This window comes from Metabacillus sp. 84, assembly GCF_050107715.1.
GTDB lineage: Bacteria > Bacillota > Bacilli > Bacillales > Bacillaceae > Metabacillus_B.
Map to the genome: position 1 here is coordinate 100,560 of NZ_JBNILN010000010.1, position 14,199 is coordinate 114,758.

Below are 14,199 nucleotides of genomic sequence, written 5' to 3' on the forward strand. Positions count from 1 at the left end.
AATAGGAGATAGATTAAAAGAGCACAATGAAGGGATGAGCAGGTGTGATTGTCATTTTGGCAGAAAAGCCGGATCAGGGAAAGCTGCTCGCTTCTCCTTTTCCATCCGTTAAAAGAGAGGGCTATATTGAGATTCAGCCCTGCAGCCAGTTTCCGCATGGGGCAAAGGTTACGTGGGCGATCGGCCATTTAGTAGAGCTGAAGAACCCTGATGAGTATGACCCGTCATGGAAAAAGTGGTCGCTCGCCAGCCTGCCGATCATTCCGGAGCGGTTTGAATACAAGGTAACTAAGGACAAAGCAAAGCAGTTCAGAGTGGTGAAATCCCTGCTGAAGGAAGCCTCTCAAATCATTATCGGGACGGATGCAGCCAGAGAGGGAGAAAATATTGCCCGTTTGCTGATTATGATGGCAGGAGCCTCCCGCAAGCCGACAAAGAGGCTTTGGCTTTCATCCTATACTGATCATGCGGTCCGGAAGGGATTTGCAGCTCTTAAAGAAGGAAAAGAAAGCGAACCGCTATTCTATGAAGCCCAGGCGAGGCAAATAGGCGACTGGCTCGTTGGGATTAATGCAAGCAGACTCTATACGCTGCTCCTCCAGCAAAAAGGGATCAGAGAGAATTTCAGTGTCGGACGTGTTCAGACTCCAGTTCTGAAATTAATCTATGACCGTCAAAAGGAAATTGAACAGTTCAAACCTGAGCCATTCTTTGAGCTGGAGGGTGAATTTACGGTGAAGAATGGAAAATACAATGGGAAAATTCAAAAGAAATTTAAAACAGAAGAGGAAATGCGCAGGGCGGTAAGTCCGGAGATAACCTCTGAAACAAATCAATATGATGCTAAGGTTAAAGACAGAAAGGTTCAGGAAAAACGGCTGAAGCCTCCGCAGCTGCATAGTCTTTCCACCCTTCAGTCCAATTTGAACAGAAGGACGAAAATGAGCCCGACAACTGTGCTGAAAACAGTGCAAAAGCTTTATGAGAAAGGATATGTTTCTTATCCGAGGACGGACAGCCAGTATATTACAGAAGAGGAATTTACTTATATAAAATCCAACATTAAAGGCTATCAAACTACTTTTTCCATCGACTTTACTCCTAAATTCCTTTATCCTTCCAAACGATTTGTAGATGCCGGGAAAGTAAAGGATCACTATGCGATTGTCCCGACAGAAAAACTGGTGACACCCGCAAAGTTTGCGTCTTTTTCCCCGCAGGAAAAAACCGTTTATGAGGAAATCGTCAAAACTGCCTTAAAGATGTTTATGGAAGACCATGTATATGATGAGACCGTCATTACAACATCAATTGGAAAAAACGATTTTTTATCTAAAGGAAGAACGGTTAAGGTGACTGGCTGGAAGGCTCTTGAGGGAAAAGGGGAGAAGAAAGAAGAGGAGCAGCCTTTGCCGGAGGTAACGTCAGGGGAAGCAGCCCGGGCTGTACTAAACGTAAAAGAAGGCATGACCCAGCCGCCGAAGCCTTATACGCTTGGCCAGCTCATCACATTAATGAAAACGGCAGGGAAGTATATTGAGGACAAAGAAATGAAGGATGCGCTAAATGCGGCCGAGGGTCTCGGAACGGAGGCAACAAGAGCGGGCATCATTGACACCCTGCTTCTGAGAGAGTTTATAGAAGTGAATAAAAACAGTGTGTCTGTCACTCAAAAAGGCAGCATTCTCTGCGAAGCAGTGGATGGAACCCTTCTTTCCAAACCGGAGATGACGGCCAAGTGGGAAACCTTCCTAAAAGGAATTGGGACGGGAGAGAAATCAAAAGATGTGTTCATCGAAAATGCCGGCAAGCTTTGCTTTGCGCTTATGGAGCAGGCAAAGACGGATGTAGGACGGGTGAATACAGAAGGCCTGGCCGCAGCTGTACAGCATGAAGGGGCAATCTGCCTTTGTCCTGTCTGTAAAGAAGGGAACATTCTTGACCGGAAATCGTATTACGGCTGCTCCGGCTACATGAAGGGCTGCAAGCAGTCTTTTCAAAAGAAAATTCTCAATAAAACAATCAGTCCGGCCCAGATTAAGCTGCTGTGCGAAAAAGGGAAGACCAGGAAAATTAAGGGCTTCAAAGGAAAGAAAACGTTTGATGCTTATCTCGTTCTAAAGAACGGGAAGATTGAATTTTCTTTCAGCTAGTTCTGCTTTTATTAAGGGGGGACGGACGATGCTCCGGCACGTCCGTCTTTCTATTGGTAAAAAGGTCCGTAACGTGCGAAAATATAAAAGAATATAAAACTGCTGTTAATAGACGGAATATTTTGAGATAATAACAGGACTAAAGAACGGATTATATGGTTGTAATTCCCACTGCTCGCATAGAGTTTTTTAGACAAATTTTGCAGGGTTTTGCAAAGTAAGCTTCGAATATAGTAGCTAATTAAGCCGCATCTCTTATTAGGAGGAAAATATGGATTATTTGGAGACAATTCACCCTCAGCTTGGAAGAGTCGTAGAAAACATTGAAAAAGTGATGGCAGGGAAGCGGGAAGCGGCTGTTTTATGTTTGACGGCCCTGTTGGCAAAAGGCCATGTGCTTCTTGAGGACGTGCCTGGGGTCGGAAAAACGATGATGGTCCGATCTCTGGCAAAGTCTGTTGGAGCGGATTTTAAACGCATTCAGTTTACGCCGGATTTACTGCCTTCAGATGTAACGGGCATCTCTATATATAATCCTCAAAAGATGGAATTTGAATACCGCCCCGGTCCGATTATGGGCAACATTGTTCTTGCGGACGAAATCAACCGCACCTCGCCAAAAACGCAATCTTCGCTGCTGGAAGGAATGGAGGAAGGGAACGTTACGATTGACGGGGAAACGATGCCCCTTGGAAGACCTTTCTTCGTTCTGGCTACCCAGAATCCGATTGAGTATGAAGGGACCTATCCGCTCCCGGAGGCGCAGCTGGACCGTTTCCTGTTCAAAATTAAAATGGGCTATCCTACTCAGGCGGAGGAACTGCTTGTCTTGAACCGGGCTGACGGAGATGTGCCAATTTCCACGATTGAGCCGGTGATTTCAAGAGAGGAGCTCTTAAGCCTTCAGGATGAGATGGAAAGCGTGTATATTGATGAGACTGTGAAGCGCTACATTATAGATTTAGTGACGAAAACCCGCAAGCATCCATCCGTCTATCTCGGTGCAAGCCCGAGGGGATCAGTAGCCCTCATGAAAGCGTCCAAGGCATTTGCGTTCCTCTCCGGACGTGACTACGTTATTCCGGATGATGTTCAGTATCTGGCTCCGTTTGCGCTTCCGCACCGTATGATCTTAAAGTCGGAAGCCCGCTATGATGGGCACACGGCTGCTGACCTTGTAGAGGAAATCATCAGCCGGACACCTGTGCCTGTGAAGAGGTCCATGACCCCTTGATGGAGATGCTGAGAAATCTAAAGTTGATCTGGAAATTAATCCTTTTGCTTTTATTAACGGCTTTAGCCTTCTGCTATGCAATGTTCCAAGGAGGATTCGTCAGCTGGTTTCTCTTTTTTTCATTCCTTCCGTTCGCTGTTTACTCCATCCTGCTGGCAATCTATCCGCTGCAAACGTTTGAGGCATCAAGAGAGATCAGTCAGGATCAGTTTTCAGCCGGCGATGTTCTCAAAGCGAGAGTGACACTGCAAAGATCCTTTCCATTTCCATTTATCTATTTAATTGCAGAAGAATGCCTGCCTCCCGGACTTAAGCAGACTCAGGATGACATTCCGGCGAGAAAATGGTTCTATCTGGGCTTAAGCCGGAAAGCTGTATTCTCTTACACCGTGCAGTCGATGAAGCGGGGGGAGCATGAGTTTTCCCAGATCCGGATTAAAACCGGGGACCTTCTCGGTTTGTTTGAGAAAGAAGCCAGAATTGAGACGAAAGAGACGATTATCGTGTATCCTTCCACGTTCTCTATGTCCTACAAGCATTCGAGGCCGCAGTACGAGCAGGGGGCAAGCGCCGTTACCCAGCGCTACATGAAAGATACTTCCATGGCATCGGGAATACGTGACTATCAGCCTGGCGACCGGATGGCATGGATTGACTGGAAAGCGACAGCGAAGAGAGATTCGTTTATGACGAAAGAATTTGAACAGACGCGCACCCATGATGCGGTGATTATCATGGACCAGCAGGATTCAGAAGCATTTGAGGCGATGATAACCTTCACTGCTTCACTTTCCAAAGCGATTATTAAAGAAGGGTCTCCTCTTGGTTTTATTCTGCTTGGCTCTACTTTGGACACTACGGCCGCATTGCCTGGGGGAAGGCAGCTTCAGACTATTTTCAGTAAGCTTGCACGGGTGAAGCCCGAGCCCAGCCAAAGCGCTTTTTCTTTATGGGAGGAGAGGATGGCGAGCCGCGGAGGCTACAGTTCGTCCAATTTGTTCATTGTATCCGTGCTTTCTCTTGAACTTGTCAGGAAGCTTGAGTACCGGGCCGGATATAGTGAATTAAAGCTCTATTTTGTCCGCAAGGACCGCGATCGCCCGACTCAAGAGGAAGAGGTATTGCTCGACCGCCTGAACAAGAGAGGGATTGTTTCTGAATTCGTATCAGAGGGGAGCTTTACCCGGACTTTAAAAGAGGTGAAAATCCTGTGAAAATTTTTGATGCTCCAAAAGGGGATTTCCTATCCAATGCGGCAGCTCTTCTTTATTATGTGTTTGCTTTCTTTTTGCTTTGGGAATGGCTTGCTCCGCTGAATGTCTACACAGATACCGCTTCCACCGGAATTTTTGTCTCGTTTATCGCACTTAACTTCATTTTGACTTACTTGCGAGTAAACTGGCTGATCTCCCTGGTGCTCCAGCTTGTTTTCGTCTTCATTGCACTGGGGCGTCTCTTTTACGAAGGGCAGCCGATGCTGGAGGGATTCCGCAGCTTCGCAGAGGAGTTTGTTTACAACATCAGCCTTATTCCGGCATCCTCTTGGATGGAAATGACTTCAGCATTCAGGACGTTTTTATTTTTTGTTCTGCTCTCCCTTCTTGTTTACCTGCTGCATTACTGGATCATTGTCCAAAAACGCATCCTATTCTTTTTTGTAATGACGCTTGTGTATGTCACCATCCTGGATACGTTTACAGAGTATGATGCCGCTCTCCCGGTTATCCGCATCGTCATTGCAGGGTTTTTCCTGCTCGGCATGCTCAATTTTGACCGGCTCACGGGGGTGGAAAAACTTAAGGTAAAAAGGTATACCCGTCTGAAGTGGACAGTCACACTTCTCGTGTTTGTGGCAGCATCGATTTTCGCCGGAGTGGCGGCTCCGAAAGCAGCGCCGCAATGGGAGGATCCGGTGCCGTTCCTGACAGCTTATGGACCGCTTGAAGGGCTGAACGGTTCAGGAATGAAAAAAATCGGCTATGGCACGAATGATCAGAGCCTTGGCGGAGCTTTTGTGCAGGATGATACACCGGTTTTTACTGCTGAAGCTATGAAGCGCCATTATTGGAGAGTCGAAACGAAGGATGTTTATACCGGGAAAGGCTGGGAGACTTCCCAGCAGGAAAATGAGCTGGAAATGACAGAGAAAAATGATATCGGCATCAGCTGGTACGAGGACGGGGCGGAAACAGAATTTCTTTCGGCTGCAGTGAAAATCGAAGGGGATTACAAATACAATCATGTCATCTATCCGCTTGGATTCAGCGAATACTTTTCCGAAGAAGCGGAAGGCCTTCTTATTAATATGAACAATGAACGAATCACGCCTTCCGGAATTCCCCAAGGGGAAAAAGTAACTGAGTATGAAATGAATTATGAGTATCCGAGCTATGACATTGATTCTCTCACCTCAATCAAAGGAACGGAAGAGGTCTCTCCGGACATGCTTGCAAGGTATACGCAGCTGCCTGAGATTCCTGACCGGGTCCGTGAGTTATCCAGAAGTCTGACCGAAGATTATGACAATCTGTATGATAAGACAAAAGCCATTGAAGAATACCTGACCGGTCCTGATTTCACATATAATACTCAGGATGTCGGAGTGCCGGGTGAGAATCAGGACTATGTCGACCAGTTTTTATTTGAAACAATGCAGGGATACTGCGATAACTTTTCAACCTCTATGACCGTTCTCCTGAGAGCCTCCGGCATACCTGCCAGATGGGTAAAGGGATATACGGAAGGGGAATACCAAAACACCAGCTCGGAAACCTCAGCAAGAACGTATCAAGTAACCAACAACAACGCCCATTCATGGGTTGAGGTATACTTTCCGGGTGCTGGATGGGTCACCTTTGAGCCGACACAGGGCTTTACGAACCCATACAGCTTTACAAGGAACACTGAAACGGAAACTCCGGAAGAGCCTGCTCCAGAGACGCCGGAAGAGCAGCCCGAGCAGCCGGAAAGACCGGATCAGCAGCCTGAACAAGAGGAAGCAGCCTCTTCCAAACAAACGTTTAATTGGAATTTCTCTATCGGCAGTCCGGGCTTTTACACAGTAGTCGCCCTAACCCTTTTTATTGCTGCCGTGATCTATTTTACGAGAAGAAAATGGATGATGCTTCTCGTCCTGGCAAAGTATAAAAACCGCAGGGACGAGGAGGCCTTTTTCTCCGCCTACCCAGCTTTATTGAAGCAGCTTCACCGCATCGGCTATGAGCGGAAGGAAGGCCAGACCTTAAGGGAATTTGCAAAAACGGTAGATTATACCTTCAGCTCACGGGATATGCTTCACCTTACAAACAGCTATGAGAAAGCCTTGTACAAAAGAGATGATGCAAAGGCTGAGTGGAACAAAGTGGCGGAATTATGGGAAAATTTAATAAAAAGAACATCATCTTGACCATATGGGGTCTGATTGTTAGAATGGTGAAAATTAAACGAATAGTTCCTTCATATATCCTCGATAATATGGTTCGAGAGTCTCTACCGGATTACCTTAAATGATCTGACTATGAAGGCAGGATACAGAGCAAGCAAAGCTGGAATTCTGCCTTCTTATATTTTTATATGAAGGCTGTTCCGGCTTTTTTATTTTCCGCAATCTATTCAACTATTTGAAAGAAGAGGTGCCGCAATGACAAAGTCCATCCAGGATCAGGAAATGATTTTAGTATTGGATTTCGGAAGCCAGTACAACCAGCTTATCACAAGAAGAATCCGTGAAATTGGAGTATATAGCGAGCTTCATCCTCATACGCTGACAGCAGATATGATCAAGAAGATTAATCCGAAAGGAATCATTCTTTCCGGAGGCCCGAACAGTGTATACGGAGAGAACGCATTCCGATGTGATGAGCGTATTTTTGATCTCGGCATCCCGGTACTTGGAATCTGCTACGGAATGCAGCTGATGACTCACTACCTTGGCGGGCGTGTGGAAGCGGCCGATCATAGAGAATATGGAAAAGCAAACATTAAGGTTCAGGAAAACTCGCTCCTTTTTGACCGTCTTCCGGAAGAACAGCCGGTATGGATGAGCCATGGCGATCTTGTAGCTGAAATTCCGCCGGGCTTCAAAGTGGATGCCATCAGTGCTTCCTGCCCATATGCTGCCATGAGCGACGAGGACCGCAGGCTTTATGGTGTGCAATTCCATCCGGAGGTGCGCCACTCCCAGTTCGGGAATGACCTGCTGAAGAATTTTGTTCATAACATTTGCCAATGCCATGACGAATGGACAATGGAAAATTTCATTGAAATTGAGCTTCAGAAAATCCGGGAGTCCGTTGGAGACAAAAAAGTACTGTGTGCCCTTAGCGGAGGAGTTGACTCTTCTGTTGTTGCCGTTCTGATCCATAAAGCGATCGGCGATCAGCTTACCTGTATATTTGTAGACCATGGACTGCTGCGCAAAGATGAAGCAGAAGGGGTCATGAAAACCTTCAGCGAAGGGTTTAATATGAACGTCATTAAAGTGGATGCGAAGGAGCGCTTCATGGCAAAGCTTCAAGGTGTATCCGATCCTGAGAAAAAACGTAAGATTATCGGAAACGAATTTATCTATGTTTTTGACGATGAAGCGACGAAGCTTGAAGGGATTGAATTCCTGGCCCAAGGTACGCTTTATACCGATATTATCGAAAGCGGAACTGCGACGGCTCAGACAATTAAATCTCATCATAACGTTGGCGGGCTTCCAGAGGATATGCAGTTCAAGCTGATCGAGCCGCTCAATACTCTGTTTAAAGATGAAGTCCGCGCTCTAGGATCTGAAATGGGCATTCCCGATGAAATCGTATGGCGTCAGCCGTTCCCGGGACCAGGTCTTGGAATCCGTGTGCTTGGAGAAATTACGGAGGAAAAGCTGGAAATTGTCCGCGAGTCCGACGCGATTCTCCGTGAAGAAGTGGCGAAAGCAGACTTAGAGCGTGAAATCTGGCAATACTTCACGGTGCTGCCGGATATCCGCAGTGTCGGCGTAATGGGAGATGCGAGAACGTATGACTATACAATCGGGATCCGTGCCGTAACATCCATTGACGGCATGACGTCCGACTGGGCAAGGGTTCCTTGGGATGTCCTGGAAGTCATCTCGACCAGAATCGTCAACGAAGTCAGCCATGTAAACCGGGTCGTATATGATATTACGAGCAAGCCGCCGGCAACAATTGAGTGGGAATAACAGGAACACGAATGAAAACGAACATTTTTTATTAAATGTTCGTTTTTTGTATTGATTCTTTAGGGATGACCTGCTAGAATGTTCATATAAGTAAATAGGAAATACGTCGTATAATATTGGGGATATGGCCCGAAAGTTTCTACCAAGCTACCTTAAATGGCTTGACTACGGCGATAGGACGGATGCGTAGTTTGCGCATTCCTTGTATCGTAAACGGTCAGGCGCTCTCTGTTTTTTTTCAGAGGCGCTTTTTATTTGGACTTATACCTCTATTAACCTCCCGATCTATACGGCGCGTTTCATATCTAGGAGGAGACATAAGATGAAAAAATACTTTCAGTTCGAAGAGCTCGGAACGAATTACAGGAAAGAGACCATTGGCGGACTTACCACCTTCCTTTCGATGGCCTACATCCTGTTTGTTAATCCAATGACTCTTTCTCTCAGCACAGTTCCAGATCTTCCTGACAGCATGAGAATGGATCAGGGAGCTGTATTCACCGCCACCGCACTGGCAGCAGCCGTTGGTACCCTGCTAATGGGACTGCTCGCCCGTTATCCGGTAGCCCTGGCGCCGGGAATGGGATTAAACGCCTTTTTTGCCTTTACAGTTGTTTTGACGATGGGGATCCCCTGGCAGACTGCTTTATCCGGTGTATTGGTCTCCGGTATCTTTTTTACCCTTTTAACCCTGTCAGGTCTCCGGGAAAAAATTATTAACTCGATTCCTTCAGAGCTGAAATTTGCGGTTGGAGCAGGAATTGGATTGTTCATCACATTTGTCGGCTTTCAAAATGCCGGAATCATTGTGAACAACGATGCGGTTCTTGTAGGTCTTGGCGATTTAAAGAACGGCTCTACCCTGCTTGCCGTTTTCGGTGTCATTATTACAGTCATTATGCTCGTAAAAAAAATCAACGGCGGAATATTCTTCGGAATGCTGATTACCGCAGCAGTCGGGATGGCAACAGGCCAAATTCCCTTACCGGAGCAGATTATAGGGGCGGTCCCGAGTCTGGAGCCTACATTTGGCGCGGCAATCACTCACTTTGATCAAATATTTACACTTGAAATGCTTGTCGTAATCCTTACCTTTTTGTTTGTGGACTTCTTTGATACTGCAGGTACACTTGTAGCGGTGTCCAATCAGGCAGGCCTGACTAAGGACAATAAACTGCCCCGGGCAGGGAAAGCATTATTAGCAGACTCCGGAGCAACCGTGGTTGGAGCAATCCTAGGTACATCAACGACCACTTCGTACATCGAGTCGTCTGCCGGAGTAGCAGCGGGTGCCAGAACCGGATTTGCCTCCGTTGTAACAGCCGTGCTATTCCTGCTCGCGCTATTCTTCTCACCGCTGCTCGGTGTCATTACGGCCGCTGTTACAGCCCCGGCCTTGATCATTGTGGGTGTGCTGATGGTCTCTTCCCTGGGTAAAATCAACTGGGAGCGTTTTGAAATTGCCGTTCCTGCATTTTTGACCATTATTGCCATGCCTCTCAGCTACAGCATCGCAACGGGGATCGCCATGGGCTTTGTTTTTTATCCGATTACCATGATTATGAGCGGTAAGAGAAAAGAAATTCACCCGGTTATGTATGGACTGTTTGTCATCTTCGTCCTTTACTTCATCTTCCTGTCCAGTAAGGGATAATAGAAAAAACCAGAGCCGAGGCTCTGGTTTTTATTTTCTAATCGTAAGGTCTTCTTTATTGAGCGGGACTTTAAGTTCCAATTCCTCCACAACTATAGGGGGAGCGGAGGCCTGGAAGACAAGCTTTTCACTGTAGACTGTTTTAAACTTGGCAATATGAGAACGGCTGTCATCTGCTGATTGGTAATTGTAATCTTCTAAATAACCATCAGCGTTCGGATTCCCTTTATCGTACACATTGAAGAAATACTTTCTCGTTTTAGGGTCATTTCCTTTAACTGTGTAATGAACCCATACTTCGTTCCCTTTGTCTTCAAGCTTCGTAACGGTGATTCCGCCCTCTTTGTTCTGTGGCAGGTAAAGGGGAAGGGATGCGGTTATTTCTTTCTCCGCAGGCATACTGCCGTCCCGCAGATAGCGCTTTGATTGAATAACTAAGTAGTCAGGGATCTCCTTGAGCGGCTTGTATGATTGAATGTTGTGGGACAGCACCTTTCCATCCTTGCGTTCATAATCGGTATGGCCGTAATGATTTCGGATTTCTAATTCATTGCCTGTATCATCATAGACCTTATAACTAACTTGTTCTTCTCTGTTGTGCTTCCCGGTAAATTCTTCTGCTCTAGTGCGGATCTGGATGCCGGTAGGGGAAAATACCGCCTCTTCAATGAATAATTCCGCTTCTTTTTTAACGGATGCCGTCGGGCTGTAGCGGTATTCGGTCCCTTGTTTTTCGACTGGGAAAGTAAAATGCCATTTTCCTTTTATTTGTTCTTTAGATGCTGCAGGGTCCAAAGAATAGAGTGAATGGATGTTGATATCAAGCTTGAATTCTTCAGGCAGCTCCTTTTTTAACTCGATAACCTCCATTCGCAGGTTCTCAGGTGCATCTTCCGGCAAACCGTTCATATGGCCTGATACAAATTCATGTCTTAGCCGTTCTCCATCTGCTGCAAATTCCATGACTGTGTTGAGTGATTTGTATTTGTCCTTGTCATAATCCATCTCGTAAAAGATGGTGATGCGAGGTCCTTCATAAAAGACTTCTTTAATGGTGATTTTTACCCCTTTATCCTCTGCTGTCTGATTGATTATCTGCTGTTCATTCTCCTTTATAGCCGTCTTCAGCTCTTGATCACCATATTGGGAGGTGAGAGTGCCTGAAGAAGGTGGGGGAGATGATAAAATCTGCTCTTTAATCGGTGTCTGGACAAAAACCAGCGTTGCCAATGCGGCAACAGCCACTGGAGTCAGCACATACACCAATCCCTTTTTAAACCGCATGGAAGGTTCTTTAGCAGGTTCCTCATCGAGGCGTATTTTCTCAAACACCTTATTTCGGTCATGGCTGGTGAACTTCAGCTGCTCTTTTTCTTGATTAGAAAGAAAATCTCCCATTTTATATGGGTCACTCATAACGTAAAACCTCCTTTTGCAGCAAAGGACTCAATTTACTCTTCGCCCGCCGAAGCCTCGTCCGGACTGAGGCTTCCGGTATTTTCAGCACTTCTGCTATTTCTTTCGAGTTCAGATCCTGAAAATACATCATTATAAGCACTTCCCTGTATTTGACTGGAAGCTTCTCGAGAGATTGTCTGACTGCTGTGGCCTGCTCCTTTTGCTCAAAACTGCGGGATGGATTTGCTTTAGTATCTTCACTTTCACTGGTTTCCTTTGTCAGAAGCGTTTTTCTAAAAGGGGCACTCTTTAAGTAATCCTTGCATTTATTGATCGTAATTCGGTAAAGCCACGTTCGGATGCTTGAGTTTCCTTCAAAATGATCAAACTTGGTATATACAGAGACAAATGTATTCTGTACTAAATCTTTGGCTGTCTCAGCATTCTTTACATAAGAATAAGCGAGCCTGACCAGCTCATCCCCGTATTCAATCATTAACTCATTCAGATAATCTTCTTTAATAGAAGAATGGGTTTCATTTAATTCGCCGGCGTTCAATTGTTTTCCCCCTTTCACAACCTTAGACGAGGACCGGAAACAATAGTGTTCAAGTTTTTAAAATAAACCTCTGTAAACTTGGCTGTGGCTTGGGTTTCGCTTATCTAAGGGCTGGCGGTGAGTCTCCTCCCGGCCTTCGAAGGTGCAGGGGCAGGGTGTCACTTGTCCCGCATCCCCCCTCAGGTATCCCAAGCCTCGATGCTTTAACAAAGCCTGAAATAAAAAAGCTGCCGGATAATGCGGCAGCATCTCTCGTTACTCTTTATAGGAAAAATTCTCTTTCCTCATCAAAAGTCCTGCTAGATTAAAAGCAAAACGCTCTGTGTTTTTTATTCCGTCTGCCAAAGCCTGTTCAAGCGAGAGTGCTCCAGGAGAGATGGAAAAAAGGGAAGTAAATCCGTTTTGAAGAAGAATTTCTGCGTCCTCTCCTATTGTGCCAGCCATCCCGATTACCGGAATGCCTTGCTTGAGTGCGCGTTGAGCGGCGCCGAACGGTGTTTTCCCGTGCATCGTTTGGCTGTCCAATTTTCCCTCGCCGGTAACCAGCCAGTCCGCCTCTTGAATCAGACGGTCAAAGTGGATGCTGTCCAGTACTAAATCAATTCCTTTCTCAAGCTTTGCACCTAGGAATGCCATAAGTCCGGCGCCAAGTCCGCCTGCTGCTCCGGAGCCGGGAGAATCGGTGATCTCTTTCCCCAGATCCCGTTTTATAATAGAAGAAAGATGTTGCAGATGGTGATCCAGCTGCTTCACCATGTCTGAGTCCGCCCCTTTTTGAGGACCGAATACAGCGGATGCTCCTTTATCTCCGAGCAGAGGATTATCAACGTCGCAGGCAGCAATGACTTCGATGTTATGGAACGCAGAAGAAAACCCGGCGGACTCAATTGCGTAAAGGTCTCGCAGTCCTCCTCCGCCAGGCTGTATAGGGTTGCCCTCTGAATTGACCAGCCTGTAACCCAATGCCTCTGCCATTCCGGCACCGCCATCGTTTGTGGCACTGCCCCCGATTCCAAGAATGATTTTATCCACTCCCCTTGAAGCAGCGTCCACCAATAGCTCCCCCGTCCCTTTTGTAGTGGTAACAAAAGGATTCCGGTCAGCAGGGGAAATGAGGTGCAGCCCTGATGCTTCTGCCATTTCAATAACAGCTGTCCGTCCATTATCGATAAGGCCGTACACGGCTTGTACCGGCTGTGACAGCGGACCGGTCACAGTTTTTTTTACGAGAGAACCGGAGGATGCACCAACCATCGCTTGAACCATTCCTTCTCCTCCGTCAGCTATGGGAATCTGGATGACTTCGGAATCAGGAAGTCTCCTTTTAAAGCCTTTCGAAAACGCAGCGGCTGCTTCTGCTGCTGTCATGCTTTCCTTAAATGAATCTGGAGCAATCACGATTTTCAAGTAGAGTCATCCTTTCTGGAAAAGCTTAATTTCAAGTTGAACGGTTATTTCTTTTTTAAAAGAAAGATAAGCAACTCATTCTCCCGGAGGAAATGCTTCGACATTCTTTTCGCACGGGCAAGCAGATTTTGTTCCCATTGAGGGAATCCCCGGCGCATGCAGGCTGATTTTAAATCCTTTCCCACATTTGGTCACCGCATTTGCCAATCTTCCCCGGCGTGTCGTTCTTTCTCTTGGAATAGGTTGATTAAGGGCCCTCAAGTCTTATTCATCTGTACTAACCAGCAGGTTTTATAAAGATAAAACAAATTCAAAAAAAGATTGACGGAGTACGGCAATCATGATAAAGTTTAATTCTTGCCTCAACAAAGGAAGAACAACAGCATATGAAACTCTTAAAAAACTTTCAAAAAGTTGTTGACGAATTCCTTGTAGTGTGGTAAATTAATAAAGTCGCTTCTGAACGAGGCGAACGAAACAAAATGATCTTTGAAAACTAAACAAATCGAAGTGCCAACGTTAATTCTAAAGTTTTAAACAAGAGCTAGTCAAACTACTTTTTGGAGAGTTTGATCCTGGCTCAGGACGAACGCTGGCGGCGTGCCT

Annotated in this window: 9 protein-coding genes and 2 riboswitches; of the genes, 6 read left to right on the top strand and 3 right to left on the bottom strand. The window is 46.2% G+C overall.

Annotated features, from left to right (window positions below; translation table 11 throughout):
* Positions 1-44: 44 nt before the first annotated feature.
* The 6 genes from ACQCV8_RS15850 (at position 45) to ACQCV8_RS15875 (ending at position 10,229) form a co-directional block, all read left to right on the top strand.
* Complete coding sequence (locus ACQCV8_RS15850) at positions 45-2,153, top strand: DNA topoisomerase 3 (RefSeq protein ID WP_426845997.1); 2,109 nt, start codon at positions 45-47, stop codon at positions 2,151-2,153.
* Positions 2,154-2,424: 271 nt separating this feature from the next.
* Positions 2,425-3,387 carry an AAA family ATPase gene (locus tag ACQCV8_RS15855; protein ID WP_426845999.1) on the top strand — a complete coding sequence of 321 codons (963 nt, stop codon included), beginning with the start codon at positions 2,425-2,427 and terminating at the stop codon, positions 3,385-3,387.
* Positions 3,387-4,601, top strand: a complete 1,215-nt coding sequence (locus ACQCV8_RS15860) for a DUF58 domain-containing protein (RefSeq protein WP_426846028.1) — start codon at positions 3,387-3,389, stop codon at positions 4,599-4,601. The genes ACQCV8_RS15855 and ACQCV8_RS15860 overlap by 1 nt, the downstream gene beginning before the upstream one ends.
* Entirely contained in the window at positions 4,598-6,793 is a 2,196-nt protein-coding gene (locus ACQCV8_RS15865) for a transglutaminase TgpA family protein (protein WP_426846000.1), read from the top strand. Before ACQCV8_RS15860 ends, ACQCV8_RS15865 begins: the two co-directional genes overlap by 4 nt.
* Positions 6,794-6,823: 30 nt before the next feature.
* A riboswitch (purine riboswitch) is annotated at positions 6,824-6,925 on the top strand.
* A 102-nt stretch (positions 6,926-7,027) separates the two neighbouring features.
* Positions 7,028-8,575: a glutamine-hydrolyzing GMP synthase gene (guaA, locus tag ACQCV8_RS15870; protein ID WP_426846002.1), complete on the top strand. Its 1,548-nt coding sequence runs from the start codon at positions 7,028-7,030 to the stop codon at positions 8,573-8,575.
* A gap of 86 nt (positions 8,576-8,661) precedes the next feature.
* Positions 8,662-8,763, top strand: a riboswitch (purine riboswitch).
* A 134-nt stretch (positions 8,764-8,897) separates the two neighbouring features.
* A complete protein-coding gene (locus tag ACQCV8_RS15875; RefSeq protein ID WP_426846004.1) occupies positions 8,898-10,229 on the top strand; it encodes an NCS2 family permease in 1,332 nt (443 codons plus the stop codon).
* A 30-nt stretch (positions 10,230-10,259) separates the two neighbouring features.
* Here the strand turns inward: ACQCV8_RS15875 and ACQCV8_RS15880 are convergent, their stop codons facing one another.
* The 3 genes from ACQCV8_RS15880 to ACQCV8_RS15890 form a co-directional block, all read right to left on the bottom strand.
* A complete protein-coding gene (locus ACQCV8_RS15880) occupies positions 10,260-11,645 on the bottom strand; it encodes a DUF4179 domain-containing protein (protein ID WP_426846006.1) in 1,386 nt (461 codons plus the stop codon).
* The gene (locus ACQCV8_RS15885; RefSeq protein ID WP_426846008.1) at positions 11,638-12,186 is read right to left on the bottom strand and encodes a sigma-70 family RNA polymerase sigma factor; all 549 of its coding nucleotides are present in this window, start codon (positions 12,184-12,186) and stop codon (positions 11,638-11,640) included. Before ACQCV8_RS15885 ends, ACQCV8_RS15880 begins: the two co-directional genes overlap by 8 nt.
* A gap of 255 nt (positions 12,187-12,441) precedes the next feature.
* Positions 12,442-13,593, bottom strand: coding sequence for a glycerate kinase (locus tag ACQCV8_RS15890; RefSeq protein ID WP_426846010.1), 1,152 nt, complete (start codon positions 13,591-13,593; stop codon positions 12,442-12,444).
* Positions 13,594-14,199 lie beyond the last annotated feature (606 nt).

Coding starts and splice junctions, on each gene's coding strand:
- guaA (WP_426846002.1), top strand. CDS start 7,028: ATGACAAAGTCCATCCAGGATCAGGAAATGATTTTAGTATTGGATTTC.
- ACQCV8_RS15855 (WP_426845999.1), top strand. CDS start 2,425: ATGGATTATTTGGAGACAATTCACCCTCAGCTTGGAAGAGTCGTAGAA.
- ACQCV8_RS15860 (WP_426846028.1), top strand. CDS start 3,387: ATGGAGATGCTGAGAAATCTAAAGTTGATCTGGAAATTAATCCTTTTG.
- ACQCV8_RS15875 (WP_426846004.1), top strand. CDS start 8,898: ATGAAAAAATACTTTCAGTTCGAAGAGCTCGGAACGAATTACAGGAAA.
- ACQCV8_RS15880 (WP_426846006.1), bottom strand. CDS start 11,645: ATGAGTGACCCATATAAAATGGGAGATTTTCTTTCTAATCAAGAAAAA.